The organism is Mesorhizobium sp. M1307, from assembly GCF_040318155.1.
Taxonomy (GTDB): domain Bacteria; phylum Pseudomonadota; class Alphaproteobacteria; order Rhizobiales; family Rhizobiaceae; genus Mesorhizobium.
Genome location: NZ_JAMYLR010000034.1, coordinates 18,790 through 45,196 on the forward strand (window position 1 = coordinate 18,790; position 26,407 = coordinate 45,196).

General features: G+C 59.1%; 24 protein-coding genes and 3 pseudogenes. 11 read left to right on the forward strand and 16 right to left on the reverse strand.

Translation table 11 applies throughout. The features are described 5' to 3' along the window. The first annotated feature begins 47 nt into the window (after window positions 1-47). The 3 genes from NKH16_RS26455 (at window position 48) to NKH16_RS26465 (ending at window position 923) form a co-directional block, all read left to right on the forward strand. On the forward strand, window positions 48-170 hold the full coding sequence (locus tag NKH16_RS26455) for a hypothetical protein (RefSeq protein ID WP_292654615.1): 123 nt from the start codon (window positions 48-50) through the stop codon (window positions 168-170). Window positions 171-289: 119 nt separating this feature from the next. Next, entirely contained in the window at window positions 290-388 is a 99-nt protein-coding gene (locus tag NKH16_RS26460; protein ID WP_502911758.1) for a DUF2905 family protein, read from the forward strand. 409 nt (window positions 389-797) lie between these two features. Next, window positions 798-923: a hypothetical protein gene (locus tag NKH16_RS26465; RefSeq protein WP_023722793.1), complete on the forward strand. Its 126-nt coding sequence runs from the start codon at window positions 798-800 to the stop codon at window positions 921-923. A gap of 235 nt (window positions 924-1,158) precedes the next feature. Here NKH16_RS26465 and NKH16_RS26470 read toward each other — a convergent pair whose 3' ends face one another. The 8 genes and pseudogenes from NKH16_RS26470 to NKH16_RS26505 form a co-directional block, all read right to left on the reverse strand. After that, entirely contained in the window at window positions 1,159-1,377 is a 219-nt protein-coding gene (locus NKH16_RS26470; protein ID WP_352902609.1) for a DUF3072 domain-containing protein, read from the reverse strand. 74 nt (window positions 1,378-1,451) lie between these two features. Continuing rightward, window positions 1,452-4,427: a Tn3 family transposase gene (locus NKH16_RS26475; protein ID WP_352902612.1), complete on the reverse strand. Its 2,976-nt coding sequence runs from the start codon at window positions 4,425-4,427 to the stop codon at window positions 1,452-1,454. Between the two features lie 121 nt (window positions 4,428-4,548). Then, a complete protein-coding gene (locus NKH16_RS26480) occupies window positions 4,549-4,731 on the reverse strand; it encodes a hypothetical protein (RefSeq protein WP_352902615.1) in 183 nt (60 codons plus the stop codon). Beyond that, complete coding sequence (locus NKH16_RS26485) at window positions 4,728-6,434, reverse strand: patatin-like phospholipase family protein (protein ID WP_352902618.1); 1,707 nt, start codon at window positions 6,432-6,434, stop codon at window positions 4,728-4,730. Before NKH16_RS26485 ends, NKH16_RS26480 begins: the two co-directional genes overlap by 4 nt. Before the next feature lie 12 nt (window positions 6,435-6,446). Beyond that, complete coding sequence (locus tag NKH16_RS26490; protein WP_352902621.1) at window positions 6,447-7,421, reverse strand: HNH endonuclease family protein; 975 nt, start codon at window positions 7,419-7,421, stop codon at window positions 6,447-6,449. Next, the gene (locus NKH16_RS26495) at window positions 7,421-9,394 is read right to left on the reverse strand and encodes an AAA family ATPase (protein WP_352902623.1); all 1,974 of its coding nucleotides are present in this window, start codon (window positions 9,392-9,394) and stop codon (window positions 7,421-7,423) included. Before NKH16_RS26495 ends, NKH16_RS26490 begins: the two co-directional genes overlap by 1 nt. A gap of 627 nt (window positions 9,395-10,021) precedes the next feature. After that, window positions 10,022-11,016: pseudogene (locus NKH16_RS26500) on the reverse strand (4-hydroxyproline epimerase). Window positions 11,017-11,211: 195 nt separating this feature from the next. After that, a pseudogene (locus NKH16_RS26505) lies at window positions 11,212-11,361 on the reverse strand (ABC transporter permease); the annotation flags it as partial. A 462-nt stretch (window positions 11,362-11,823) separates the two neighbouring features. On the opposite strand from NKH16_RS26505, the gene NKH16_RS26510 reads away from it, so the two are divergent. Further along, window positions 11,824-12,141 carry a hypothetical protein gene (locus tag NKH16_RS26510; RefSeq protein ID WP_352902625.1) on the forward strand — a complete coding sequence of 106 codons (318 nt, stop codon included), beginning with the start codon at window positions 11,824-11,826 and terminating at the stop codon, window positions 12,139-12,141. Continuing rightward, window positions 12,138-13,376, forward strand: coding sequence for a hypothetical protein (locus tag NKH16_RS26515; protein ID WP_352902628.1), 1,239 nt, complete (start codon window positions 12,138-12,140; stop codon window positions 13,374-13,376). Before NKH16_RS26510 ends, NKH16_RS26515 begins: the two co-directional genes overlap by 4 nt. A 319-nt stretch (window positions 13,377-13,695) precedes the next feature. Here NKH16_RS26515 and NKH16_RS26520 read toward each other — a convergent pair. Next, window positions 13,696-14,806, reverse strand: a pseudogene (locus tag NKH16_RS26520) (IS110 family RNA-guided transposase). A gap of 35 nt (window positions 14,807-14,841) precedes the next feature. Here NKH16_RS26520 and NKH16_RS26525 point away from each other — a divergent pair. Beyond that, window positions 14,842-16,032 carry a tetratricopeptide repeat protein gene (locus NKH16_RS26525; RefSeq protein ID WP_352902631.1) on the forward strand — a complete coding sequence of 397 codons (1,191 nt, stop codon included), beginning with the start codon at window positions 14,842-14,844 and terminating at the stop codon, window positions 16,030-16,032. Window positions 16,033-16,191: 159 nt separating this feature from the next. Here NKH16_RS26525 and NKH16_RS26530 read toward each other — a convergent pair whose 3' ends face one another. After that, the gene (locus NKH16_RS26530) at window positions 16,192-16,551 is read right to left on the reverse strand and encodes a hypothetical protein (protein WP_352902634.1); all 360 of its coding nucleotides are present in this window, start codon (window positions 16,549-16,551) and stop codon (window positions 16,192-16,194) included. Between the two features lie 276 nt (window positions 16,552-16,827). Between NKH16_RS26530 and NKH16_RS26535 the strand changes: the two genes are divergently transcribed. Further along, complete coding sequence (locus NKH16_RS26535; protein ID WP_352902636.1) at window positions 16,828-17,007, forward strand: hypothetical protein; 180 nt, start codon at window positions 16,828-16,830, stop codon at window positions 17,005-17,007. A gap of 201 nt (window positions 17,008-17,208) precedes the next feature. Here NKH16_RS26535 and NKH16_RS26540 read toward each other — a convergent pair whose 3' ends face one another. From NKH16_RS26540 to NKH16_RS26550, 3 genes are read right to left on the reverse strand one after another with little or no spacing between them, the layout of a single operon-like run. Further along, window positions 17,209-17,541: a ubiquitination-like system serine protease family protein gene (locus NKH16_RS26540; RefSeq protein WP_352902639.1), complete on the reverse strand. Its 333-nt coding sequence runs from the start codon at window positions 17,539-17,541 to the stop codon at window positions 17,209-17,211. Then, the gene (locus NKH16_RS26545; protein ID WP_352902641.1) at window positions 17,538-18,938 is read right to left on the reverse strand and encodes a HesA/MoeB/ThiF family protein; all 1,401 of its coding nucleotides are present in this window, start codon (window positions 18,936-18,938) and stop codon (window positions 17,538-17,540) included. The genes NKH16_RS26540 and NKH16_RS26545 overlap by 4 nt, the downstream gene beginning before the upstream one ends. After that, entirely contained in the window at window positions 18,935-20,041 is a 1,107-nt protein-coding gene (locus NKH16_RS26550) for a multiubiquitin domain-containing protein (RefSeq protein WP_352902644.1), read from the reverse strand. The genes NKH16_RS26545 and NKH16_RS26550 overlap by 4 nt, the downstream gene beginning before the upstream one ends. 198 nt (window positions 20,042-20,239) lie before the next feature. Here NKH16_RS26550 and NKH16_RS26555 point away from each other — a divergent pair, with 198 nt between their 5' ends. Genes NKH16_RS26555 through NKH16_RS26565 form a run of 3 tightly spaced genes read left to right on the forward strand, consistent with a single transcriptional unit; the run spans window position 20,240 to window position 21,976 of the window. Further along, window positions 20,240-20,830 carry a transposase gene (locus NKH16_RS26555; RefSeq protein ID WP_352902647.1) on the forward strand — a complete coding sequence of 197 codons (591 nt, stop codon included), beginning with the start codon at window positions 20,240-20,242 and terminating at the stop codon, window positions 20,828-20,830. Then, window positions 20,830-21,204: a hypothetical protein gene (locus NKH16_RS26560; protein WP_352902650.1), complete on the forward strand. Its 375-nt coding sequence runs from the start codon at window positions 20,830-20,832 to the stop codon at window positions 21,202-21,204. The genes NKH16_RS26555 and NKH16_RS26560 overlap by 1 nt, the downstream gene beginning before the upstream one ends. Beyond that, window positions 21,182-21,976 carry an ImmA/IrrE family metallo-endopeptidase gene (locus NKH16_RS26565; RefSeq protein WP_352902653.1) on the forward strand — a complete coding sequence of 265 codons (795 nt, stop codon included), beginning with the start codon at window positions 21,182-21,184 and terminating at the stop codon, window positions 21,974-21,976. The genes NKH16_RS26560 and NKH16_RS26565 overlap by 23 nt, the downstream gene beginning before the upstream one ends. A 356-nt stretch (window positions 21,977-22,332) precedes the next feature. Here NKH16_RS26565 and NKH16_RS26570 read toward each other — a convergent pair whose 3' ends face one another. After that, window positions 22,333-23,529, reverse strand: a complete 1,197-nt coding sequence (locus NKH16_RS26570; RefSeq protein WP_352902656.1) for a hypothetical protein — start codon at window positions 23,527-23,529, stop codon at window positions 22,333-22,335. Next, window positions 23,526-23,861 (reverse strand): hypothetical protein, encoded by a 336-nt coding sequence (locus tag NKH16_RS26575; protein ID WP_352902659.1) that lies wholly within the window; start codon window positions 23,859-23,861, stop codon window positions 23,526-23,528. Before NKH16_RS26575 ends, NKH16_RS26570 begins: the two co-directional genes overlap by 4 nt. 672 nt (window positions 23,862-24,533) lie before the next feature. Between NKH16_RS26575 and NKH16_RS26580 the strand changes: the two genes are divergently transcribed. Then, the gene (locus NKH16_RS26580) at window positions 24,534-24,728 is read left to right on the forward strand and encodes a hypothetical protein (RefSeq protein ID WP_352902662.1); all 195 of its coding nucleotides are present in this window, start codon (window positions 24,534-24,536) and stop codon (window positions 24,726-24,728) included. Window positions 24,729-25,326: 598 nt separating this feature from the next. Here NKH16_RS26580 and NKH16_RS26585 read toward each other — a convergent pair. After that, window positions 25,327-26,403: an NAD(P)/FAD-dependent oxidoreductase gene (locus NKH16_RS26585; RefSeq protein WP_352902665.1), complete on the reverse strand. Its 1,077-nt coding sequence runs from the start codon at window positions 26,401-26,403 to the stop codon at window positions 25,327-25,329. Window positions 26,404-26,407 lie beyond the last annotated feature (4 nt).

Here is a 26,407-nt window from a genome sequence, read left to right on the forward strand (position 1 = left end):
GGCCAACGAGCCCTCGTTCGCGTCCCCTGAAAGGCGAGGAGACGGAAGTGAACCACATCGTCGAAACGCAAAGTGTATCGCCAGCCCAGGCGCGAGAGCTTGTCCGGCGGCACGGAAACGATTGGCGTAAGATCGATGAAGCCGCCAAGTCTTATAAGGACGACAGCTAAGCACTTCCAAGCCGGGGGAAAGGAAGCTTGTCACGGCAATGGTCTGATTATAGTTGCCATAGGGCCTATTGTGGCCCTGGTTGTCGCGGGTCGGTCCGGGCAGATTGCCCGGTGACATCGTGATCCAACGTGAGAACTTCACGTTTTACGCTCCGATCGGCACTGGGATTCTGATCAGCATCGTGCTTTCGTTTGTTCTGTGGCTACTCAACCGATAGCGAGGACGGCGAGCCCACGTCGCCGGAGGAAAAGAACGACGTGGGCCGATCGGAGCTATCCGATCTGGCAGCAAAATATGAGGGAAAGAGTTTGCTGCGTGGGCAGAACTTTCCCTACGCGCCGGTGTTCCATCGCGTGAGTGAAAAGCCCGCCGCACAGTTTGATACGGCGGGCCGATCAAGCGCTGTTGCACCCGGCGGGGGCTCGGGGTCGGGCATGCCCGGTGCGCGCGGATCACAGGGATTTTAGATGCATCAGCTGCAATACGTCCACCAACCGACGGTTGGACAACACGAGGCTTTGATTCCGAGCTCTTTCTCTCAGTGCCGAAGGGACAAGATAGTTGCAGGAACTCAGCCTTGGCGCGGCACGTTGCTAAGTCGTTGACCATCGCAAAGGATATATCCAATGGCGAAAGACATATCTCGCGAGGAAGAGCAACGCGGCACCGAAAAAGTTCTCTTCTGGGGCGCTGCGATCGCTCTTGTCCTTTTTGTGTCTCTGCTGACCATCGCCCTCGTCGGGACGTCCTGATCTTTTTAGACAGCAGGATTGGACCGGCGGGCGCGAGGTCTTGTGAGCTTAGGGGCGGATGCCGGGCTGCTGCACCCTATAAGCCACTCCCATCCGCCGTTTGTCTTCTCGAGTCCAGCAGCAACCCGCTGAATTCATAAAAAATTAATTGCGCGGGTCACCACCTACAGCAACACTGTCCCAATCCGACCCTTTCGGCTGTCCTTCGCTGGAGACGAAAAGCCACGAGCGGACGCTACAGGCCCAACTTCTCCCGGAGTGCATCAATGCGTTTAGAAGCTTCCGCCTTGCTGAGGCCATCAGCATAGGCGTGAGGGTCGTCAGCCTGTTCGGCAAGAGTTTTCAAATAGGAGGCCTGTGCGGGAGTCATTGGGTCATCTCCGCTGACCCAATCTTCCGGGTCCTTTTCGACATTTGCCGATGCCTCGATTTTTGGGTTGTGCCGGTCGACCATGCTCAATCTCCCTTGATGGGGTCGGAACAAGAACTGTTCCCAGCGACACGCTAAGGTCGAACGGAGCATGAACGTCATGCGGCGTGGCGTAGCCGAGCCGGAAGTCTGAGCGACCGGAAGCCTTCAGGCATCTGATGTTCTGCATCCCAGGTGTAGATGCCGGTCAGATTGATGTGTTCCCAGCTCAGCGGCGAGACGTGCTTGAGCAGGTGATCCGGAATCTTGCGATGCATTTTGCGCAAGTGGGTGACGGCCCGTTCGATATAGACCGTATTCCAATGCACGATCGCGCTAACGACGAGGTTGAGGCCGGAGGCGCGGAACGCCTGGCTTTCGAATGATCGGTCGCGGATTTCGCCGCGCTCGTGGAAGAAGACGGCGCGCTTCAGTTTATGCGCAGCTTCGCCCTTGTTGAGGCCTGCTTGGCAGCGCCGACGCAATATCGGACTTGAGTACCATTCGATCATGAACAGTGATCGCTCGACCCGACCGAGTTCCCGTAGCGCCCTTGCGAGCTGGCTTTCCTTCGGAGATGCGGACAGCTTCTTCAGGATCGTAGACGGCACCACGGATCGTGACGTGATCGACGCCGCCAGATGGAGCAGATCGTCCCAATGGTAGAGAATCAGATTGGTGTTGATCGGCGCGCCAATGTGGTTCGACAGCGCCGGATATGCATCGCCTTTCTCGAATGTGTGGAATTTCCGGTCCTTGAGGTTGCGCAGCCGAGGCGCAAAGCGTTTGCCGATCAGGGCGAACAGCCCGAAGACGTGATCACTCGCGCCGCCCGTGTCGGTAAAGTGTTCCTGGATGTCGAGGACCGTGTCCTGATCGAATAGCCCATCGAGTACATAGGCCGCCTCGCTTTCGGTCGGACTGATGGGCAGAATGCTGAAGTAGCCATACTGATCGGAAAGATGGCTGTAGAATTTCGATCCGGGTTCGCTGCCGTAATGCAAATTGATGTCACCGCGCTTTGCAGCTCGGTCGCTTGCGCGGAAAAATTGTCCATCGGACGATGAGGTTGTTCCGTTGCCCCACAGTCGAGAATGCGGATGTCGGGTGTGTGCATCGGTGATACATGCTTGCGCCGCGCGATATGTCTCCGACCGAGCGTGGAAGGTGCGCATCCAGCCGATCTGGTGAGCGCTGATGCCCTTGGACGCGCTCGCCATTCGCTTCGGACCGAGGTTGGTCGCATCGGCCAGCACGCCGGCCAGCATTGCCGAGACATTTCTTGGGACGTCTCCGGTGCGAACATGCGTGAAGAAATCCGCAAAGCCGGTCCATTCGTGCACTTCCCTCAAGAGGTCCGGCACCTCGACCAACGGATACATGTCGCTGATCTCGGCGTTCAGTTCCTCGGCCGCCGCCGGAACCTCGCCAGCCGTTGGCGTCACGATCAACGTCCCGGCTGCAAGACGAACACCTTCGAGCTTTCCGGACCGTGCTCTGTGCGCGAGGCGCTTCAGGTTGAAGTCGAGCATCTGACGCGCTTCGGCAAGCCACTGCGCGCCGTCACCTTGGACGCCCAGTCCAAGGCGATCCTCCTCCTTCATGGTGGTGAATGTCGACCGCGGCATAAGATGCTCGTTGATCGGCCGGAAGGATCGACTGCCATCGACCCAAATGTCCGTAGATCTAAGCCGGTCCCGCAAAGCCGCGAGCGTGGCGATCTCGTAAAGTCGGCGATCAGATCTCCCCTCGCCGAAGATGAGTCTCCGATCAGCTTGGCTGAGGTGGGTGACCGGGACGCGATCCGGAAGGGCCCGCCGCTTCTCGGCATAGAGCCGTTTTAGCAGCGAAATCGCCGCAAGAAGCGGATCGTGGCGGCGCGCTGAGCGGAACGTGAACGCCTGCAGGAACGCACCGGCATATTTGTTGACGGTCGCATATTGCTCTGTCGCCAAGGTCAAGGGCGACGCCTCATTGTCTTCGACTATCGACTCGAGCTCGGGCTTGATCCGGAGCAGCCGGTGCCACCCAACTTCCTGATCGAGAACCTCCAATGCGTTCCGGCCATGGTCGTTCGCGGATTGCAGAGCAGTGATGGTTTGGAGGAACATGCGCAGCGCCTTGGCGGTATCCGGCCTGCAGTCCATTTGCCGTTGCTTCTTGCGGTTGTTGGCTTGCGAGAACAACCTGCCCATCAGCTTGATGAACATCGACACTGCATCGTCGGTGAGCTTCTGGCCTAGATTGATAACCTGCGCCACGATCAGCGCGTGTCGACGGCTGGCATTGAAGTCGTTGGCCAGCCATGCCGGTGTGGCGTTGCCCTCACGGATCATCTGATCCCACTGTCCAGACGATATGCGCATCTGCAATTTCGGATCGATCTCCAGCGTGCGCAAAAAGGCGATCCGTCCGGTCAGCCCGACCAAGTTTGACGCACCTGGCGCATCCGGCGCTGATCGCAGCCAATGAAAGCGCGTCTGGCCGAGGGCCGGGTCAACCTCCAACAGCCTGTCCAATAATGTAAGCCGATCGGGCGGGATACCTTCGACGAGTTCTTTCTCAGCCGGTCGGCGAGCTATCGCGCGACCGCCGAGGCCGATCTTCTCGATGGAATGCAGCGAGGGCAGGAGTGCGTTTCGTTTCCGGAGCTCGGCAATGACTGCTGTCGCGATCGGCAACCCGTGATCGCCATTGGCCGCCGCATCGATTGCAGCCACAAGGGCGGCACGGCGATCGTCTCTAGATGCAGCCCGGAGACCGAGGTAAGCCATCAACGATCGGCTGTGATCGAAACGCGTCTGTACTCGATGTGCATAGAAGGCGTAGAGGCGCGCGTCGATACCGAGCTGATCCGCAAGATAGTTGATCACAGCCGCGGGTGGCTGCTCGTTGTCCCACAAGAGCCGCCCCGTTTGTCGCATCGTGCAGAGTTGAACGGCGAAGCCCAGCTTGTTCTGCGGTCGCCGGCGGAGTTCGCATTCCAATCTATCTGCCGGGTCCAGTGTAAAGTGACGGATCAGACTATCCTCGTCCGTCGCTATGCCCAGAAGTATCGCCGCTTCCTTTGAACTGACAAGCCGTCTTCTACCCACTCGCCTTCTCCCTCGGCACACTAAATTCCAAGGGGTAGTGGTTCGCCATTGGCCGGAGGCTTTCAACCAGCCCGGTGGCTTCATCTACAGATCTATGCGCGTGTTCGCGCTTCGTTCGACATTAGCGTGTCTGCGGGAACAGTTCTTGTTCCGACCCCGAGTTGCCGACCTTGCCTACTTGATCTCCCGAGGACATCAGAGCCCGTGCTGCAACGCGCACGCTGCCTGAATGAGCGATCTCGACATGGAAGTCGCCGCAATCGACGATGACATGGTTGCCGCGCGTTGCAATCGTCGCGGTCAATAATCCATCCTGGCAACCGAGCGGATCCGGCTGCGGCTCTTCGGCATGCGTTCATCGAAACTATCGAGCGGTTGTAGCGCCTGGAACGCTTTCCCGAGCGCGGCGATGGCCTCTGCTCGCTCTCGCAAGGTCTGTCGCTCGCCTGGTTTGAGGTCTTTGTAGGATGACGGTTCGTAGTCGGTTGCGATCTCTGCGTATCCAAGCGAGCCCGGCTCGGGTGCTTCAGCGTAGGCGTCCGCAAATTGCCGCAGCATCTCGTCAAGCGCGCGGACTTCGACCAGATAGCGACGCCACTTGTGTTCGTTGAGTTCGAAATCGCTGTTGATCAGGTCGCCGGCACGTTCGCCGAAGCCGGTAAGCTGGTTGATGCGTTCCGGCGGCATGTCCAGATTGAGGCCGCCTTCCTCGGGCTTGAGGTTGACCGTCGCGATCCGTTCGCGATAGCCGGCGAGGATGGACTGAAGGGAATCCTGCCAATCCTTGGCGCTGTCAAAGAGGGCGAACACGAAGGCGATCAATCCGGAAAATCCTCGGGTCGGAAGGAGTTGTCCCTGTCCTGCCTTTGTCGGGAGGAATACCCGGGTTTCCTCGGTGTTTTCCGGCTTCTCCCGCCGATGGTCATATTCCCCGAGCGAGATGCCGAAGGTCGGGCGCGACGGCAGGAAGCGGTCGAAGAAATGCACCGGAAAATTCGACGACAGTCCACCATCGGAGAACATGCAACGCACCAACCTGTCCTGTTCGGGAACGCCGACCAGCGTATAGTCGATCCTGTAGAGCGGCACCGCCGATATCAACGCCGGGAAGCTGAGGCTCATGCGTGCGAGGACCACGAGCGGAAGATTGTCGATCTTGAACGGATAGAGGTCGCTTGATCCCTCTTTTGGCGTCGTCAGCATCGCGTCGACGACACGGGCCGGAAAAAGAGACCGGAACTCCCGCTCGGAAAAGTAATGAAGATTGTTCTCCATCGGCAGCACGTAGGGGCGATGCGAGGTGATGTCGGTGGTCACCGTCTGCACCCTGATCTCGCGGGATTGAAGGTCCTTGACCCCGAGCGGCTCGGCGGTGGTCGGACGCCCGGCGACGAGATCGATTGTATCGGCCAGCCACTCGGTCAGGGCGGGATGGCCGGCGGGCATGTAAGGTTGGGTCATTCCGTTGCAGAGGCCGTAATCGGCCTCCGGAAGCCTGCGGGCGACATCGCGGGCCGCGACAAAACTCGCCGTGGCGGCCGGCAGGAGAACGAGCAGGAACAGGAACAGCAGGACAGCGAGGATCGCCGCCGCAGTCGAATGCCAGGTGAACGGGATCATGAAGGCAACAATGATGGCGGGGATGGCACCCAGAAGCGCTGGCACTGGGTAGCCTTTCAAAAGTGCGAAGACTGTGCCCGCGATACTTTTCGACATCGCCGCCAGTATCAGATTGAAGACCGGACGAAGCTCCGGGCGGGGCTGGAATTTCTCCAAGAGCGTCGCCGACAACTGCTTTGGAAGCGCCTCGATCTTTTCAAATCCGCCGTCCGCGCGTCCGTATTCGGCGGCGGCAGTGACCACCGCGGCAATCGCGCCGGCCGACGTACCGCCGATGTTGCGGAAGCGGTACTTGCGCGAAAGTTTCACGACGGCCTTCGGGTAGACAATCCCACTTGTGATCCCGCCCTTCATGACGAGGTCGCAGCTCAGTTCAGGCGCGCTCATGTCCCATCTACCTCAGTTGGTTTTAAGAGTGTTCGACCAAGCCTTCACGAGGCTTGAATAGGGTTGGTCCGGCTCCGCCATCGTGCGGATTTCGTTGAGGATTTGGTTGACCAGCAGGTCAAGCCGCGCGCCCATCGTCTTGGTCTGCTGATCGAGGCTGGCAAGCAGTGTCTCCGAAATCTTGCCGATCTCGTCGATCAACCGGCTTAGGAATTCGAGCTTGCGCAGGATCCGCGTTCGCTCCTGGACCAATCCGAGGCGGTTCAGGCCGTAGACATGGATCGATGTCAGGCCACGCCGGGAGGGGACGTTATCCTTGAAGGCCGGAAGAATGAGCCCGAGGGGGTCACCGCGGTCGATGTGGAACACCAGGTGCTCTTCCGGATCGTCCACGCAGGGGTTGACCAGGTCGGGCTGCTCGTCGATGCCGGGAAAGTCCGCCGTCGCCCTGTCCGCGCCGGCTATCGGAAACAGATCCTGCTTGCCAAGCGATGCCTTGGCCCCTTGCATCTCGGGCGCCGACATCAGTTGCGCGAGGCTTACCGGGAATTTCGGCAAATCCTGCCAACGCCGGCGATTGCAATCGATGCAGCTCGGCAGCAGGTTGTCCCATACCATGGCGAGCCACCAGTAGCCGGGATGATTGGCAACGCCGGCGATGCGTCCCTTCGGCCGGTAATGTTCGACATCGACCGGTGCCTGGTTGGCATATCGGCTTTCGCAATAGGCGCATTTGCCGAAGAACAGCTTGTCGAGCGCGTATTTGACCGCTTCGTCGGAATAGGCGCTAAAATCGAACGTCTTTTCCTTCTTCGTCTTCTTTGCTTTCGTGGCTGGAGCCAGCGCGCCGGCGGCTGCTCCCGCAGCTTCAGCCTTTGCCTTCGCCTCGAAGAAGATCTTCGCCTTCGCCAGTTCCTTGCCGCCGCGGCTCTTGTCGCCGAGAAGGACAGCCGGCGCCGAAACCAGGGCCCGATCGACGCGCCGCATCAGATGCCCTCCAGGACGGCCAGGATCCGCCTTTTCGTTTCGTCGCGCAGGTCCTCGCGTGGCTTGCCGGCAAGGTTGCGCCGCTTGACAAGGTAGTCCGCAACGGCCTCCTGCACGAGCCGGGCAGCCTCGCTCATGCCGACCGGAAGGGCGTCCACCACCTGCCTACGGATCGCGTCCATCGCAGCCCTGACGGCCTGGTCCGGCACACTTCCGGCCTTCGCGAGATAGTCGCCAAGACGGGCGAGGCTTGCATCCGTCTCGGGATCGTCGGTGGAAAAAAGGCTGAACAGGTCCGAGGTCAGGAGCTGCTCGATGGTCAGCGCCGACACCTTCGGCAACTGCGTCAGGCTGTCGACCATGACCGGGATCTGGCCACTGCCACGCTGCCTTGCGACCTTGCTCAACACCACCACCTCCCCGTCGCGCATTCCCCTGAGGCACAATGGATCATGGGTCGTGACGATGAAGGTCATTGACGGCAAGGCGGTGCGCAGGCCCTTCATGATGTGGATCTTCCAGCGCGGGTGGAGATGGGCCTCCACCTCGTCGATCAGCACGATCCCCTCCGCCGAGGTCAGCGTCGTGAAGCTCGGATTGATGTCGCGATCCATGAGCCATCGCATGATGTCGCAGGACAATGCGAGAATGGTGCGGAAGCCCGACGAGACGTTCGAGAGCGGGGTCCTGCTCTTCTTGCCGGACGCATCGATCTGCATTTCGACGAAGCATCGGCCCTTGGCCTCGTCGCGATAGATGACGTCGATCTCTTCGGCAGCCCCGAAGATCACCCCTAGCGCCTGGACGACGGCCCGGTACTCGGTCGGCGTCAGGCCGAGAAGCCATTGCTCCGGATTGCTGAGCAGGCTGTCGGTATGAAACAGGCTGAGCACCGGTCGCGACGGTTTCCAGTCATGCAGGTCGCGCACATAATGACGGTAGGCGCCGTAGCCGAAGACCAGGGGCAACCGGTTCTCGCCGATCTGAGAATAGCCCTTGGCGCCGACCGTGAGTGTCGAGACCTGTCCATTGTCGAATTGAAGCCGGACTTTGGCCGTTGGCTTCTGCGGCAGGTCTTCGGCGCCCATGAAGCTGGGGTTGAGCCTCAGGCTACCCGGATCCTCCACAAGGTCGGGGCGCGCGTCGGCGCCGATGAGGTTAAGTGCGATCGCCTCCAGGATGGAGCTCTTGCCAGCAGCGTTTTCGCCAAGGATCAACAGTGCCTGCGCTATGCGTTCGGTCGGGTCTGGTGCAGCAGGCATCTTAATCGACAGCGTTTCGATCGCCTTGAAGTTCGTCAGCCGGATTTCCTGCAGGCGAGGTCGTGCTCCAGCGATGTCGGCTTCCTCGACGATATTCGCAGACGCGGTGATCGCTGCGATCTCTGCGTCGCTGGCATCGGTCTGACGCCTCAGCATCCGCCAGAGGCCGACGAATTCATTGGTGTCGTTCGGTCCATCGCCTTCGAGTCTTGCGTAGTCGTCGAAGGCCTGCTTTCGCCTGGTTCTCAATCGCGTCCGATTGAGCCGGAAATGCTTGATCGTCTCCTCGCCCTGCGGGCTTGCGGCTTCCAGCGATCCGTCGTCGCGCGGGACGAGATGGCGGGCAATGTCGTTGACACAGGGATCGACCAGAAGCGGTGTCTCGTCAAGCTCTAGGTCCGGCCACGCCCCATCGCCATTCTCGACGAACCCGGCGTATTCTTCCGGCGTCGGGATGTGCGCCCTCTGTCCTTTGACCGGGAAGTACGTGGTTCGCTTCGGCCTGCAGTCCCCGCAGATCGCATAGAGGTTGATCCAGGCATCCGACAGCCAGCCGTAATAAAGATGGGCATCGCGCGCCCGGCCGTCCTCCTCGCTGCCGATCGTTGGCTCGGCATCGTTCATTGGCCTGAAACGGTGTAGGAACATGCTTTTCGAAGCCTGCTCGCAGAAAGCGCATTTCCCCAGGAACATGTGCGAGAGATCACGCATGATCTCCCGTGACTCGAACTGCATGATCGGAACGCGGGTCTGTTCGCGCTTCAAGGGATCGAGCTGCAGATACCGAAGAAAAGATTGCCGCCTTTCGCTCGCAAGGGAGTCTCCGAGGGCTGCTGGCGGACTTGGTGCCCGCATGACGTAACGCATGATCTCCCCCAAGTCGTTTGATATCGGCACGTCAAGCTTCCGTTGAGTCGACAAGGCGATTAGTCCGAGGTCGGCGCAATCGTATCCTGTAAACTAAAATGATCATGTAAAGAGTACGAGAAACATGCAATCATAAAGTTTAATTCGAAGAAGAACTTCTGGCCTGACAAGCTCCACACACCCGAGCAAAATCTTCGCTTTCAGAAGAAGAAGAAGAGGGCCGACGCTAACGTCCGGCTTGAGCCGCACCGGCGCCGCAAGATTATTCGGGCCGAGCGTCGGCTTTGGGCAAAGGCAAAGCTTGCTTAAAACGACCGGAATTGGACGCATTGCGGTCCGGCAGCCCTGGTGCCGGAAGCGGTCCGGCGGCTTGAGGCACAGCTTTTCAGAAGCGGTCCTTCAGACCCCGTCAGAGCATCGACGTGATCTGATTCAAAGCGGATCTAGTCTAGTGAAGAGTCGTCCATGTCGTCACCGCATCTGGAATCCGTGCGCCAACGGATCGCGATCGTCCACGAATATCGTATTGTGGCCGATGACCCGCGCCCAGCCACCGACACTGGGCCTGATGCCCTTGAACGGATGTCGGTCTCAGCCTCGACGCGGCCCTCGAACACCGTGCCGATCAGGCTTTCCTGGCGAAAAGTTTCGCCGACCTTCAGCCGTCCCTTGCCATGGAGTTGCGCCATGCGCGCCGAAGTTCCGGTGCCGCCCGGCGAACGGTCGATCGCCTTGTCACCATAAAACACCGCGCCGCGGCCGTCTGCATTGCCGCTTGAGGGCGCATCGCACCAAATGACATGATGCACGCCGCGTATTTTCTCGTCTTCGGGATGAACCGGATCGCAGATGGGTTCGAGCGCGTCGCGGAGACTGCGGCTGAGGTCGACGATGTCGCTCGCCGACATGCCATCGAGGCCCTGAAATGACTCCTGCGGCTCGACGACAGCGTAGTAGTTGCCACCATAGGCGATGTCGACGACGAGGCGACCGAGACCGGGGACATCGACGGCGACGTCGGCCGCATGTAGATAGCTGGCTACGTTGAACATCCGGACGGAGTCCACGAACTCGCACGGTTTGTCGTACTGGATATCAACCCGCCCGGCCGGAGTCTCGATTGAGAGCTTGCCCGGAACCCGCGGCGTTACGAGGCCTTCTTCGATTGCCGCCGTCACTAGGCCGATCGTGCCGGCGCCGCACATCGGCAGGCATCCGCTGACTTCGATGAAGATCACGGCGAAATCGCAGTCCTCACGATACGCAGGATAGATGATCGCGCCCGACATGATGTCGTGGCCGCGCGGTTCGAACATCAGCGCCTGCCGGATCCAGTCATGGTCGCGTACGAACAGGTCGCGTCGCTCGGCGATCGGGATATGGGGAAGCAAGGCGCCACCTCCCGCGACCAGGCGGACCGGATTGCCGCAGGGATGGGCATCGATGCAGAAGAAGCTGCGGCGCATGGTATCTACCTTTTGCGATTCAGGCGGCCTTTGGCGGGCCAGGTGCCTGGCTTCGCTGCAGCACGCCCCTGGACACCCTATCGAGAAGGATGGCGACGGCGACGATCGACAGCCAGCCCGCAGGCCCAGGCCCATTTCCATCCGCGTCAATCCCCGCGTCACCTCGGCTCCCAGACCGCCGGCTCCGACGAGTCCCGCCAGGACGACCATCGCCAGTGACAGCAGGATGCATTGGTTGAGACCAACCAGGAGTGTCGAGGTGGCTGAAGGGATTTCGATCTTGAACAGAATAGACCGTGGCGAGGCGCCAGTGGCTTGGCCGAGCTCCAGCAGGTCTTTCGCCACCTGGTTGAAGGCCAGAGTTGTCAGACGCCGTTCTCATCAGGGGAACGCTGTCGGCGGAGGAGGTCGGGGTTCTGATCGAACAACAGCCCCGGCTCAAGCTGGTCGACGAACCAGGGAAGAAGGCGCGATAGAACATGACTGACCTCCAACCCGTATCGTTGCTTGCTGGCGGCTGCCGCTTTCCGAAATCGTTGCCACCGAAGCCATCGATCGGTTGGGTTCCTTAAGCGGCGGATCGTCGGTGCTAAGAACAGCGAAACACCTGCCGTCCGGCGGATCATCGCCGTGTCAATCTCAATGCTTCTACGCCATAGACGCGACTTATCATTCTATCCCAAGGTTCAGACTTCAAAGGTACCCCAGCGGCAAAATATATCGTTGGGCAGACAATCCCCTGCCTCGACTTCATTGTTCTTAAAGGTTAGCGTCAAGTTATTGCTTAATTCAAGCAAGGGGGCAATCTTGCAAAAAAAGTCGATCTATGCCTACAGTTTGAGTGGGAAGAACATCCGCGTCAGCATCGTCTCGGCTCGCCTGAGAGTGGTACTGGACCCAGAGGGGATCATCGGGGTCGACACGCTCGATCCTCTGACTGACTTCTTCGACGGTGCCAACCCAGCACTCGTGCTGCCGGATATGATCAGCAGCTACAAGCCATTTCACGATGATAAGCTGAAGATCACCGTAGCGGATCTAAGCAAGGCGAAGACCGTCCATGATGTCACAACGATCGTCTTGCGAAAATACAAGAAGATGGGCTGGAAGGTGCTCATGGGATGACGAACTTGCGATTGTTTGCGATGCTGGTTGTATCGCTGCTGGCACTGTCCTCTGCGGCGGCCGCGGAAAGGGCTGTCGCTGAACGGTACGACCTCAACCACAACGGCTATCTCGATGGTGGCGAGGAAATGCACGTTCTCGCTCTCCACTATGCGAGTCCTGTATTGCGCGCCTACGATGTCGCTCCGACGGACGGCAAACTCAGTGAAAGCGAAATCCAAGCCATCTACGACACAGCGGAAGGTCGCCTCACCGATAACGAGTCCGTGCAAGCCACTCTCGGCCCGCTCCTCGACAAGCTTTCGCAAGGCAACGGTCACGTGCCAATCAAGGATGCCAACATCGACTTCACTGGCATCGACGCGGCGATAGCGACGGGCGAGGATGACCTCGAGCCAGAATGTTCGGTCAAACAGCAGGTGTTCCTTCGCCGCGACAAGGTCGACATGTCGCTCTACGACAACACGCTCGGCGCCGAGCAATCAAAGGGCGCGTCGATCCGGGTCGATCATGACTATGTGCTCGGTCAGACGACGGCGACCATCGACGCCGCCACCGCTGTCGTCCTTTTCCGCAATGCATGCCCGGATCCGGGAGCGCAGGACATAACGGAAGGCTTCTTGGCAGGCTATTCACTCGCCGCGTACTCGGACCTGACGGGCGAATTCGGGACCGGCAATCAGGATCTCGAAAGCAACGCCGAGATAGGCATGGATGGCCAGCTCCAGATTCAGGGTGGCCCTTTCCGGTACACCTACGTCACCGCCGGCGCGTACTATCTCACCGACTTTCATGGTGAAGCCAGTGGTTACGGTTTCCAGGCAACGGTTCAGCCCTACGACGAGCGTTACCATCTGGGCATCGCGCGCAAGGATAACCCCTACCTTAGCTGGTACGTCACACCGATCTTTCGCATTGACAGTGTGCAGGTCAACGAAGGCGGCTTCACGGGACTGGCTGACGACACACGATACCTTTGGCTGGGCGGAGACTTCGAACTTACCGCATTCCTCTATCCAGAGAAGTTCGGTCACCGCTTCTACGCCAAAGCCAATGCCAGTCTTTACTGGGATGCGCTTGGCGAGCGTTTCGTGGATCAGTACGGCGCCGGTCTCTTCTACAACGTTGACCCTGCCGGAAATACGTCCGTCTCGACGGAGTACGTGTACGGCACCGACCGCAAGAAGCTTCGTCAAGAAGAAAAGGTGACACTCAACTTCAACGTGAAATATTGAGCTCGGGCCTAGCAACAGCCACGCAGTCGCAAGTCCACATCGACGTTGAGAAGGGACTGGGATTCCGCCTCATTTTGCTCTGCTCCCGACCTAGGAGCTGGGTGGCATTCGCCGAGACCATCACCGCAACCATCTTCGACGCTGCTCTCAACGACGGCTTAAGTGACCGAATTTAGCTGTAGCTTGAATGTCAGCTTCTCTATTCGGCGCGTTGAGGTCAAGCGCTTGTCGAGCTTTCCGTTTCGCTGGCGTGTGGGTGTCTTTCGCGGGGTCATGCTTCTCTACGGGATCGGCTCTCGGCCCTCGCCTTGATGGGGGATCAGAAGAATGAGGCGGAACAATCTATCGGGCGTCCTGATCGGTGATACGATCGGTACTGCAGACATTGCGAACTCACCTTCATCCATCGTCCCGCGAAGGAACAGCGGAACCGGGTGCCGTCGCTCCAGATGCGATGCATGATCACCGCCAGCCGGCGCGCCAGCGCGACAATGGCCTTTTGCCGGCCACGCCGTTTGACGACGTTCATCGCCCAGGCCTTCAGCCACGACCATTTCGTCACGTGCGTCAGCAGCACCTGCGCGGCCTCGTAGAGCAGCGTTCGCAGCATGCCGTCGCCACAGCAGGATATCCGGCCGATGCGCCGGCTTTCGCCCGACTCGTCGAGCACCGGCGTCAGGCCAAGAGCCGGCCCGACCGCCTTCGCGCTCTTGAACCGCTGCGGGATATCGATCGTCGCGGTATAGGCCAGCGCCACCACCGGGCCGACGCTAGGTATCGTGATCAGCCCTCGACAAACCGCATCGTCGCGGACAAGGGTCAGAAGCTTGCGGTGGAGGGCGGCAAAATTCTGCCGCAGCTTGCTGCGTGCCTCGAGCAGCGGTTCAACGATCTCGGCCCAGGTCAGGCATGCCTTCGGTGAGTTCGCGGATGCGCACCTCGAATTTGACGGCACCAACAGGGCCGACCTTGAGCCCGAAGTTGCGCAACAAGCCGCGGAGGTCGTTCTCAACGGCAATGGCCTTTTCCTGCAAGAGCTTGCGGGCGGTCAGCAGCGCCCGGCGCTTCTGGCTCGTCAGGGTCTTCACATGCACCGGGCGAAAAAGGTTGACCCGCATCATCTGCGCAATGCCGCGGGCGTCATTGCGGTCGGTCTTGTTCACCTGCGCCTTAAGGAATGCCTTGGTGTGGCGGGTCTCGATGCAGATCATCGGCAGGCCGGCCCTGGCCAGGCCTTCGAACAACCACTGCGATAAGGTCCCGGCTTCAAGCCCAACGCGCTCAAGCCGCCAGTTGGGATCCTTGAGCACCCGTGCCAGATCCTCTGGATGGCTCGCCACCTTTATCTCGCGGCAAATCTGGCCTGTTTCGTCGATGATGCACACTGCGGTCTCTTTCACTGAGACGTCCAATCCGGCATAATATTTCATGCTGCGCTTCTCCCTCTGATGCTTGTGGCTGCTCCATGCAGACCACGTTTATCATCAGCTCGAAGCGCAGCACCTTCAACATATCCACCATGCACGCTCACTCGAAGATGAGGCTTAAGCCGAACACCCCATCTATCGAAGGAGAGCGTCCGGGCGTCAGCGGTCGGTGGCAAGGTCGTCTCTATGGCGCGCTTCGCCTGAAGATGCTATTCTTGGCGCATTTGTGGGGGGTAGATATGACAACGGAATTACTGACCAGCATTTATGCCGGCGCGGCGAGCATTGCGAAGCCCCTCTCGCTTTCTGCTCTGATCGCGAGTTTCTTTTTCCTGATCGCCCGACAAGCCGTCTCCTCCCTTCAGGAGCCGCTACGGAAGGCGCTTCCTGGGCAGGCCGTCGATATTGTGCATGCGGTTTTGCGGTATTTTTTCATTCTATCGGCAATCGCTCTTGTCGGAGGGCTTGGCAGCTATGTGGTCGAATTCACTTTAAGGGACTATGTCACGAAGCAGAAGATTGCTGCTGATGCGCGCGCCGCAATTAACGGTTCAAATCCAGACGTGATTTTGTACAATGCGAGCTTGCTTATTGAGAAATACCCATCAGATCCACTTGGATACAGCTTCGCCGGTATCGGCCATTTTTATGCCAACCAGTTTGATCAAGCGGTCGTCGATTTTACTAACGCATTGAATCGAGTCCCAAATGACATGGATGCATGCGATGCTTCCAAACGAGGAATCCTCGGCAACCTTGGCGCGGCTCAAGGTGCCAACAGAGATTACGTGAACGCGGTATCAACGCTTGAGTCTACTCTCAAATGTAAACCACGAGACAAAATTGACTTGTTCAATTTCTCTAAGAATGCGCTAGCGATTGGTGATCTCAAGAAAGCGAAAAGCTCACTGTTCGATGATGCGTTGCTTTCAGCCAGCACGAGGCCGGACCTTCGCTCACGTGCCGCCTTGGAGCGTGGAATATATTATGTTCTGAGTAGGCAGAACCAGTGGGAAAGTTCCGCGATCGAAGAACTGCGTTTGTCGATTTGCCGCGACCCCAAACTAAAAGGGGTAATCCTTGGCGCTGAGGTCTTGAATGACCCAGACGGCAATAAGGCCGAGGAGTACGCTTGGGAGAAGCAGATTTTTGGACTATCATCCAATGCAGACTTTGTGAAGAAACTTGGCGAAGCCTTATCCCAGCGACCCGATCCCTGCATGATATAGGAATTTAACAATGCGCGTTATCATCTTTGCGATCGGAACTTTGGCAATGCTTGTCGGTCCGCTCCCCATCGCTGTCGCTGCCCCGCCTGATTGGAATATTTGCTGCCATGATCCAGTTTAGAAATTTTCGAAAGGTTGTGTTCGTCATGTCCCTCCGGTTCACCAGACCATGTGAGAACATGCGACGAAGAGGTGGCGACCGATCGCTAGTATGTTGTGTTTCTTGACAAAACTTCGACCTGTTCCGCAGGGATCGAGATCGACCAGGAGCCACCCCGCTACGCCTTTCCAGCGCCTGACAAATGTATCCTGGACCGCCGCCGGCAGCGTCGACGTGCAGGTTCTGTACCGTAGAGATGCGTGACGGAGCTGGATACGCCGGAAGTCGGCAGCGACGCCAGAGTCTGCTTCGGGATGCACCATGATCTGGTTTGCAGGGGAGATCGTGTCGGTTTCCGTCGCCAGCACCATCGCACCGAACGTGGCCGAACTCCAAGACGGCGGCGGGGTGTTCTTCAAGGGGCATCCCGTGCGGGAATGCACGCGGACACAGCTAATCGACGATATCGTCGTCAGGCTCGGCGGTCTCGTGGCTGAGGAAGTCATGCTGGGGGACCGCTCGGCGGGCGGGGGCGGTGCGTCTGGGTCCGACCTCCATAGCGCGACTCTGTCGGCGCTCACGTTCGAGGCCTCCTACGGCCTCGGCGAGGTTTCGCCTACCTCGCTTCCGAGGACGAAGACGAACTGTTCGCCGTCCTGCGGCTCGACCGCTATCTGCACGCCCGGATCGACAAGGTGCTGGCGGAGCAGTTCGCCCGGGCGAAGAAGATCGTCGAGGGGCAACGGCAGGAGGTGGAGTGTGTTGCGGGAACCCTGGTGGCGAAGGGGAGTTTGTCGGCGGAGGAGGTCAGGGTTCTGGTCGAACAGCAGCCCCGGCTCAAGCTGGTCGACGAGCCAGCGAAGAAGGGGCGATAGAACTGATCTGACCTCCAACCCGTGGCCGTCCGCCAATACCACTCGATGATCGACTGCCGACCACATAAGATCTCGTGAGTTCGTTCTTTTGACGATATTGTCCGCATAAGGGGAGCAAAATCATCTTATTTTGCACATAAGCAACTAGGAATATCGAGGGCGGATATGCTGCCCATGGAGAGTTCGTCCGATAGTAAGCCTTTAGTCACACCAGTGAATGCGTCCCTGCCGTATCCAGAAGTGAGAGCGGCAACCCTTCTGACGCCATACGGAAGGGTGCAGCGTGGGACGGCGACTCTCGTCGATTCTGACGTCCCAGCGGGGTTTCGCTTCCTTCAACACCATTAGCTCGATGGGCTCGCCGCAGCCGCAAGGGCAGCGCATGCCGACGCTCCAGTCGTCGCCGTCGTCCCGGGTCAGGATAAGGTCCCGCCGTGGCAGGATCGCAGGAAGGGCATCGCCTTCGACTATCTTAAGCCTGCGGGTGGGACCATGTTTGTCCCAGAATCGGCGGAGCCATCTGACGATTTTCATGCCGTGTCCTTCCTCTTTTGCCGGAAAGAAGGCAGTCCGAGGAGCGGTTCTGCGGCACCCCGCCCGAACAGGCCGTTATCATGCCATTCGAAATCGTCCTCGTCATAATGGTCTTCGTCGCAGGCCGCGAGACTGAACATGGTCCGTGCATAGCGTCGGTTCGGCTCTTGGCGGAACAGGAACGCGCGGGCGATGTACTCGTTCACGAGGGCCGAGGAAGCCCGCATGTTGAGGGTGATTACCGAGGGTGCCTCCTCGAGAATCCCCTTGATGTAGCCCGCCTCCAGTTCCTCCCGGAACGCATCCGGGTCCACGCGACGGAGGTATTCGGCGCGCAACCCCTCTGGAGTGTAGACTTTGCGGTCGGACAGCGTCGACCCGCCAGGCTGAACATAGTCGATGCGGCCGCTGGCGTCAGCGATCGCGCTCCTGCCGTCGTCGACGAACGTGGGGATGGCGACACCGACATCGAATAGTGGGATGAGGAAGGCGGAGGCGATCAGGTCTGCAAACTGGCGGCCCTCCAAGCTGTCGACGCAGCAGAAGATGACATCGCACTGCGCGACGGCCTCGATGGCTTCACGGCAGTCGAGGGTGAGCGGCAGGGCGAGGGCCACTCCCGTTCCCCGATAGGACTCGATCACCTCTGCGAACATCTCAGCCTTTGGTCGCTCGTTCGCAGCATCGTCCAAGGTCGAGTTCAGAATCCGGTTGAGGTTCTTATTCTCGACCTTGTCGGGATCGACGAGGGTAAGGGCGCCGAACCCAAGGCGGGCGGCTTGCTCGGCAACGATCGATCCGGTTCCGGAGACACCGATCACGGCGGCCGAGAGCCGATTGAGCTCGGAAGTCATCCCTCCGGTGAACGCCAGCGGAGGGGCCGCGGGAATCCCACTCGAAATGCGGTCGTTCCACCAATAGTTGATGTCGTCGCCTGCAATAGTGACCAGGTCGATCCTCTCGCAGCTCATGTTGGACGAGTAGAGCCGCGCGCGGATAGCACCGTCTGGCGTCATGACCGCCGAACCATGATGGTCGCCGAACGCTTCGAAAAGTCCAGGAAGCACCTTTGCATCGCTAGTGTCGTCGACCCGGGAGAAGTCCAGCCATCCGCTGGGATGGGAGTGCAGAAGGATGACGACGAGTCCTTCAGGCTCTGCCACGTCGATGGCGTCCTCGATGTAGGAGCCTGGCCAGACGATGGCATCGGGGGAACGCAACGCGCAGGCATCGTGAGGAACGAGGATCGTCTGCCGAACCATCAGTCGGCGACGCGGTGACGGCGAATGCGAACAGATTAAGATTGCCGCGGACTCATTGCCATCTCCCGGCAGCAGATGGTTCTTGAAGATCGCATGAGTGACGCCGGCAAAGGCGAGCGTGATACCAGGGGTCACTGATCGACCTCTTTCGCGATTGCCGATTCAACGAGCGCGAGATGCGTCACAACATTGTCCTGCTGGGGGTTCCAAGGCGAACCCGGACCGCGATGCCGTGACCAGCGCTGGAACGGCAGCCCGTCGATGGGCTTCGTAGTCTTCGTCGCCGGGATAACGCCGCCAACCGCCTTTGCTAGGGCTGGATAGGCGTAGAACATGTCGATCTGCGCCTGGGGATAGTTCGGCGGAACCAGCAGGGCGAGGGTTGTGGTCGAAATCGTATATCCCACGGGAACCGGATAGTCGTGGATTATCAGCCACCGCGGGCCGTCGACCGCCTTGGTCTCCCAAGGCAGCCCGAGACCATCCAGAAAGGATTCGTCCACCTCGAGAAGGGGGAAGTCGCGGCGGGGCAGCGGGCGCGACTCGCCGTTGTTCACGTCCTTCGCGGTCAGGCGGACCTTCTCAATCCCTGGCGTGCGCAGATCGATCACGTCGCCGACAGCGAGCTGCCGTTTCGGCTGCCCCTCGACTTTCAGGATGATGATCCACGCGTTCGGATCGAAGCCAGCGCGGGTGAGCGCATCGACGACCGCGATCGTGGGAGTCCTCGATTCGAGGCGCTTACCTTGGACGTTGAGTTTCCAGACCTGCGGCTCGCGGCTCTTGAACTCCTCGATGCCTCCCTTCGCGATCTTGATGATGTCGGCGTCCTCGACCATGCGGTCCGCCTCGCCGACGCGTTCGAGGAAAATCGGCCTTTCTGATGGGATCCTGCCCAGCTTGCGGACGACCTCGCCTGAGACGGCATCGGCCGGCCAGTCCAGTTCGTTGCCGTTGATGGCGATACGGTTCGTGCCGTCACTCTCCGCGACAATGAATCTGGCTCCCTTGTCGAGGTCGGCCTCTTCAAGGACGCGCAGCCCCTCGAAGTCGCCGTCGTGCATCCACTGGAGGACGTACGGGCGCTGTGCGCTGTCGAATCCTGCGACCCGGGCGATCTTGCCTCCGGTGGGAGTTTCGGTGTCCAATTCGAAACTGCGGAAGGCAAGGTCAAGCCCCGCGATCTCGACGGTCGGCTTTCGGCCGGAGCCGTGTTGGTGGGTGGTCTCGGTGGTCATGCGTTTGGTCCTTTGTGCTCGTTGTTCGTGAGAAGTTGGGTCGTCCAAAGGTGATGCGAACGACCCGCAGGATTCCGACAAAGAGAAATCCTTGTCGGAATCCACCGCCTCGCGCGCATCCATGATGTGCAACGGGATGGGGGATCGCCGGGATGCTGTGTTAGGATTACTTCCAGAAGTCGACGTTCGGAGAGCTTCGTGGATCAAGGTGGGGACGACCGCTGTCATCCGGTAGATGACGCCTTGGCGGCCTATCATGGCTTGTCCGAGATCGAACGACGCAACATCGTCAACGCGGCGAAAGCGCTTGCAGGGCAGGGGAAGTACGTCTCCCCTGACGAGCTGATCAGCGAAGCCTATGTCCGCATGGCTGAGGGCAGACGGCTCTGGCCGACGTCGAAGCCGTTCACGGTGTTCTTCGCGGGCGCGATGAAGAGTCTCGTGAGCGACCGCATGTTTCTGACCGACGAAGGGAAGGTCGTTCGCCTCAAGAACAAGCTAGCGGTGGTTCGGCCCGACGATCTTTCGCTGGTGGCGGCCAACGACGACTCCGAAGACCTCCGGGATAAGATTCTGCTGGAGGAAGTCGCGAAGGTGCTGGAGGCTCGCATTGCCGACGATGAAGGGCTGGAGCTGCTATGGACGGGCATACAGTGCGACATGAAGGGAAAAGAGCTTCAAGAGGCGCTGGGCGTCGATGTGAAGCAACTCGCCACGCTCCGGACGCGTTTGAGTCGGCTTATCGATAAGCTATGCGTCGAGTATCAGGCGAAGGAAGGACGCTCCTGATGGGTGACGGTAAGAAGGACGCGATAGACAACCTGCTGGAGTTCATCCTGGCCGATGACACGCCTGTAGGTCCTGAAGACGCGGAAAGCCTGCGTCTCTTTCAGAAGGCGACCGAAGATGGAGAAGCACGTCTGGCGAAAGCCCGATTGCAGCGCGCGAGGGAAGGTGCGTTCACTGCTTCGATGAAGCACAATGTCACGCCCTTGGGGCTCGAGAAGGCTCGGAGGCTGTATGAGAGGGCGAAGGCAGGTGATCCAACGGCCGAACTAACGCTGGCGGCTCGTTTCGGAGACGGCTCGATGGACGGCGATCTCGACGTCATCCTGGAGGACATTGCCGAACTCGAAGCTGATGATGATGATGAAGAGAATTGATCCGATCCCAAGGAACCTGTCTGCCGACTCCCTCCTTAGGTCTCTCGGCATCACGGCTCCCCGCGACATCGATCTTGAGGCGATCGCGTACTATGTCGGCCTCCGGATCAAGCGAAGGTGTTTGAAGTGCTGCGAGGCGATGATCACGGGCCGTGGGGACAACGGCATCATTTCTGTCACTCCAGGCAGCATGATCCAGCGCGAGCGCTTCTCAATCGCGCACGAGATGGGACATTGGGCGCACCATAGGGGCGAGACCGTCGCGTGCCGCGCCGCCGATATCGGAAAGTTTTCGAAGACAAACACGGTGGAGCGCGCAGCGGACCAGTACGCCGCGGATCTCCTCATGCCGTGGAGGATGTTCAAGGCCGAGTGCAGCGGGCACAAGCGGCTTGACCTCAAAGCCCTCAAGTCCGTCGCCGCCACATTCAACACGAGCATGACGGCGACGCTGATCCGAATGGTACATAGCGGGCTTTATGGCAATGCCATGATGATCACGCATGGAACCGGAGGACGAAAGTGGCATCGCTCCGCCGACGGCATCCCAGGATACTGGTTCCCGAAGGCCGATCTCGACCGCGAAAGCTTCGCATTCGAACTGTTGCACAACGCGAACACTCAGGATCAGAACTTCCCTAGGAAGATTGGAGCTGACGCGTGGTTCGACAATTGGGCCGCTCCGCGGCACGAGATCACCGAGCAGTCGTTTAGGGTGCCGGGCGAGGGCGTGATTACCATCCTGCTTCTCGATAATGCCATGCTCGGCTGAGATCGAGTACGCGGAAAATTAGCAATGACCAATGCTCAATGGCCGTCCGCTAGCGAGACCCCAACGCTAGAAGCTGACAGTCTGCTCTGAACCCGATAATCGCCCGGCAACCGACATCATGCGATGTGCTGCTTGAACGAGCAGACCGACTAGCTCAGCCGGCGGCCCGGGGAGTTGAAGCAGCCCGGTATGCCTGTGCCGCATGGACGAACGATGCCGGGATGATCGGACCGCCTTCTGGAGCTCCGCCCGTGGCCAGCTTCTGTACGAAAGGGTGTCCTCCGCGAGCAGGGAGATCAGCTTCCAGTCAGGAGGCTCCGGTGTGATAACACTGCTATATGTCTGACAGCTTTGGTCTATCCGTTGACGAAGTAGTACCCGTTCATCCGCTTTTCCCTGATGTCGCGGAACGGGCTGTTCGAAGCCAAATGAGCATCGAACTCGGGGTCGTGCATCCATGGTTCATCGATCAGGCACCAGTCCAGGTGCAGGAACTCGCCATCCTTCGAGACGACCACCCCGATGCCCCGCCTGGCCTTGCTCAGATACTTCGCGGCCGTCGTGAGGTTTTGGAGGCCAATTGTTCGGGCTTGCTCACCCTCCTGTCCGGTCGTGGGTTTGCCAGGAGGGAACGGTGCGAACATGAAGCTGCAATCAGTTTCAGGAAAATAGAATCTGTAGGGCTTTTCGAAATGCTCGTTTTTGGCCGCCCCGATCGACAAATCCAGCCTCTCCCTCGCCGCCCTCCAGGCAGACCTCGGCAACTTGGCAAACTCTAAGAGTATGCGGGCGTAATCGCCAGAGTGGTCCGGGTTCTGAATGTGGTCGGCGAGACGGTTCATGATCACCGACAGGTCTACGTGATCCGCGTCATCGACAAGACGATCCAAGTGCTTGTGGGACGACGGGGTAGGAATGTTTTCATCGGACATATAGGCAGCAAGGATGTCGCTCTCGACGACTGCCGTCTTGATGGCGCGGAGCTTCACCAGCGCCTTCTCGCGATACTGAAGATACCGCCGAACTTCGTCGGGGACGGCAAGCGTCTTGACCACCAGGCTATAGTCGCTTCGCTCGAAGATGTGGATGAAGCCAGCAGTCTCGCTGTCGTGGTACTGGATGCGCCGGCATTCATCTGGCAACGACGGGCCAGCGGCGTAGAGAACAACCTTTTCAATGTGTCGGAGATCGCTGCCGCGAACGTCGTAGCGCTGACCGCGTCCGTTGGCGATCGAAATTGTTTCGTGCTCTTTGAGGAAACGGATGGAGTCCTTGACCTGACTAACTGCCTTTCGGCGGACCGCATCCTTAAACCAGCGTCTTTCGACTTCGGGATCGTCCGTCGGCTTCGCGCGCTCCTTCATCTGGATGACGAACGCAGTCTCACCGAGCCATACGAAGCTGTCGGCGAGCTCCAACTCCTGACCTGGCCGCGGCGAAAACTGGTTTTGGGAGAACGTGAACTCCTTCCAAAAGATGGAGCCGTTCAGTTGAGCGGTGAATTCTTCGAAGGTCATCGTCACGGCACGGTTCAAGTAGCTACCTTCGATCACTGCTTAGAAATCATCCAGGCGCCGAAGCGCCTGGATGATAACAGATAATTCACAATCAACATTATGCCGGGGTGAGCCAACTTCGAGTGTCGAACGAGCCATCTATCATGACGTTGAGCCAGATACGGTGACGCGTCAGGGATGGCGTCGAGCATGGTACTCTTGCCGGCGCCGTTGATCCCCAGCAGTACGTTCACATTTGACAGCTTGGGCGGCCAGTTCGGGAAGCCCTTTCGGAATGCCCCGTCGCACTGTCGACCGGGATAAACAAGATCGAGCCGTCCTTTGGCGACCGATCGCATGTTCGACACCTTCAGGATTCTGACGTACATCGCGCGACCATCTCCAACGTGGATCAGACCATATCACGAAAAGGCGGTGGGAGTGGGTCGCTGTCTGCATATTCCACGGCGGAACGATCTTTCACCGGACCGGCTCTCCGACCCTAGTAGATCATGCGCGCCTCGGTGAAGCCGCCAGCCTTTACCGAACCTGGCTTGTTGCATCGGAAGATCCAAGTCCGGAGTTCTGACCGCCTCTTGAAGGAGCAGATGAAGCGTAGGAGGTCGCTGAAGATTTCGAAGGTGATCTGAGCCGCTCTGTCGTCTTTCGTTCGGAAATGGCCACCTTATGCGAGAACGATCATTTCACTGTCTTGCCTATACTGTTTGAGCTGTTGGGCGAGCCAGTACAGTTGGGAAGCGTAGCGTGCTGAGATGCTCTCATTATCGGAGATTATCGCAAGGAAGGACGGGGTGTTGCCTTATAGATCATTCTCAGGGTCTCGTCGGGATCACCCGCGTCAGGTGCGCTCTCAAGTCCACCATTCAGCTGCGTGATGGGATAGGTGGCCAGCTCCACCGAGCCCTCGATCGCACTGGTTCGGTGGCCATGGCAAACCGCTCCCACCGGTTTGACAAAAGGAGGAAAGGGGGAATTAGATCATTTTCTGTGCCGTTCTGGTGGAATATGTACGCGGCGGCGCAAGTGTTCCGGGCGAGCATATGCCGCTGAAAGCCTCAGACAGCATTGCATTGGGAGACGTCTACGTCCCGACGCGTGTATCGCTTCGCTTGGAACACCGGCGGAACGAGACGCCTGCGTTCAGTGTCGCTCAAGGCGAAGTCCAGCACGATCGCGAAATCGCCATCGGTGACCTGCTCGCCACCGAGGATCGAGAGATCGAGCTTCCGAAGTGAGACCGAGGCGCGCTGTCGCGACAGGGGCCCTGCTATGTGTTGTCTCCAAGTCTCGTAATGGGTCTGCATGGTGCCGAGGAGCAGGCCGGTTGGGTGGCTCTCAGAGGTGGGCGACCGGCACGTGTCCACCTGAAGGTCGTCCGACGCCTGGCGCACGGCGGAAAAAAGCGCCCACGAGACAGGTTCAGCTCACGAGATCGGGCTAGGCCAGACTGACAGCTTCCGGCCCAATACTGCCGGCCGGCAATGCGCCTCATCTCAGCTTTAGAGGCAAGCTTTGACTTCTCCTTAGGCGGACGCTCCGACTGGTGCACAGCACATCGACCATGCTCAAAATCAACCATTCCAATCAGCGATCAAGCTCGCGCGAGGCCTTTCGGTTGCCGATGCGTCGAGCGCCTCTTGCGACTTTCCCATGATCGGGGTGACCTCCCGTCCAAGATCGTTCCGCCATCTCAAATCCTCGGGGCGTTGACCGCGTCGCACACCAGTTCGTTGCGATCCTTCGCTGACCCATTGGCGTCGAAGAAGAGTGAGCAGCGACAATGTGAACTCGATTTCACGTATGAATGCTAGGGAAAGAGCGGCGTCAAAAATGTCAGTGAGACGAATCCAACACAGTTCGTCTTGTCCAGAAGGGCGAATTGAAGCGAGGCGCTGCGCGTGAATAAGTCGCCCGTTGGGTTTGAAGATGGGCCGAGAAGCTTTGGCGCTCCGCGTCCGCATAAGCATCCAGACAGGCCGACAGCTTGTCACCGCTGGCAAGCAGTCTGCCAATGGATGCGCCTTTCGCGAGAGCCGTTGAAATCCCCTGTCCTGACAGAGGATCGTACGTCGCGGCGGCATCGCCGATCGCGACCCAGGTTGAGCCGTTGATACACTCACGTATGCTGCTATTGGCAGGATACCCGCAAACATAGTCACGGCTGATGAGTTGTGCGGAAAATTCCCGAAGAAGCGATGTCCTTGCCAGTTCGTCCTCGACGAACACCCGTTGGGAGCCCGCGCTTTTTTTCAGAAGATCCGCATCTGTAAGAAAGGCAATTACCGCCTTGTTGTCCGGCAGCGGTACCGCATACCACCAGCCGTGGGCACTTGCCTCAACCAGCATACGCTGATCAGCCACATCATCCTGTCGGCCATATTGCAGAATCGCCACCAGACTATCGGTTCCGACACGCCGTCCCTTTCCCAGCAATCCACTGGACCGTCCGGTCGCTTCGACGACGACTGGGCTTATAACGGCGGTTTCGCGATCCGAGGTCTCTATCCTCCACCCCTTGCGATCCGGTTTGACATCAAGATTGCGCCCGCTGCATTGGATTGAAACTCCCATTTGCCTGGCGCTCGCAATCAGCCAGTCCTCAAAGCGGTGCCGGTCAACAATCGCACCAAAGCCGTAGGGATCGACAATCCCATCCCGTGAAGTAGGCAGATGCTCGTCCCAAGCTGAAATGCTTCCTGCAAGAACCGGAAACCCGAGAGTGTCGAACGATTGAAGCAGGCCGAGTTCAGAAAGCGTCTCCCTCGCCAATGAGGAGATGACCTCGCCCGGCTTGGGACCGAAAGCCTCCATTCGTCGGAAGAGGACTACGCTCGCACCTGCCTGCGCCAATCGGATCGCCGCAGCGCATCCGGCAGGCCCGGCTCCAACAATCGCCGCGTCAACTTCCATCGCC

What these genes read in the sequence shown, in the direction of transcription:
- NKH16_RS26565 (WP_352902653.1), top strand. Translation starts at nt 21,182, where the DNA reads ATGATGATGATGAAGAGAATTGATCCGATCCCAAGGAACCTGTCTGCC.
- NKH16_RS26515 (WP_352902628.1), top strand. Translation starts at nt 12,138, where the DNA reads ATGACGAACTTGCGATTGTTTGCGATGCTGGTTGTATCGCTGCTGGCA.
- NKH16_RS26525 (WP_352902631.1), top strand. Translation starts at nt 14,842, where the DNA reads ATGCAGACCACGTTTATCATCAGCTCGAAGCGCAGCACCTTCAACATA.
- NKH16_RS26550 (WP_352902644.1), bottom strand. Translation starts at nt 20,041, where the DNA reads ATGACCACCGAGACCACCCACCAACACGGCTCCGGCCGAAAGCCGACC.
- NKH16_RS26495 (WP_352902623.1), bottom strand. Translation starts at nt 9,394, where the DNA reads ATGCGTGATCTCTCGCACATGTTCCTGGGGAAATGCGCTTTCTGCGAG.
- NKH16_RS26580 (WP_352902662.1), top strand. Translation starts at nt 24,534, where the DNA reads ATGCCGCTGAAAGCCTCAGACAGCATTGCATTGGGAGACGTCTACGTC.
- NKH16_RS26485 (WP_352902618.1), bottom strand. Translation starts at nt 6,434, where the DNA reads ATGAGCGCGCCTGAACTGAGCTGCGACCTCGTCATGAAGGGCGGGATC.
- NKH16_RS26490 (WP_352902621.1), bottom strand. Translation starts at nt 7,421, where the DNA reads ATGCGGCGCGTCGATCGGGCCCTGGTTTCGGCGCCGGCTGTCCTTCTC.
- NKH16_RS26585 (WP_352902665.1), bottom strand. Translation starts at nt 26,403, where the DNA reads ATGGAAGTTGACGCGGCGATTGTTGGAGCCGGGCCTGCCGGATGCGCT.
- NKH16_RS26560 (WP_352902650.1), top strand. Translation starts at nt 20,830, where the DNA reads ATGGGTGACGGTAAGAAGGACGCGATAGACAACCTGCTGGAGTTCATC.
- NKH16_RS26575 (WP_352902659.1), bottom strand. Translation starts at nt 23,861, where the DNA reads ATGTACGTCAGAATCCTGAAGGTGTCGAACATGCGATCGGTCGCCAAA.
- NKH16_RS26540 (WP_352902639.1), bottom strand. Translation starts at nt 17,541, where the DNA reads ATGAAAATCGTCAGATGGCTCCGCCGATTCTGGGACAAACATGGTCCC.
- NKH16_RS26470 (WP_352902609.1), bottom strand. Translation starts at nt 1,377, where the DNA reads ATGGTCGACCGGCACAACCCAAAAATCGAGGCATCGGCAAATGTCGAA.
- NKH16_RS26465 (WP_023722793.1), top strand. Translation starts at nt 798, where the DNA reads ATGGCGAAAGACATATCTCGCGAGGAAGAGCAACGCGGCACCGAAAAA.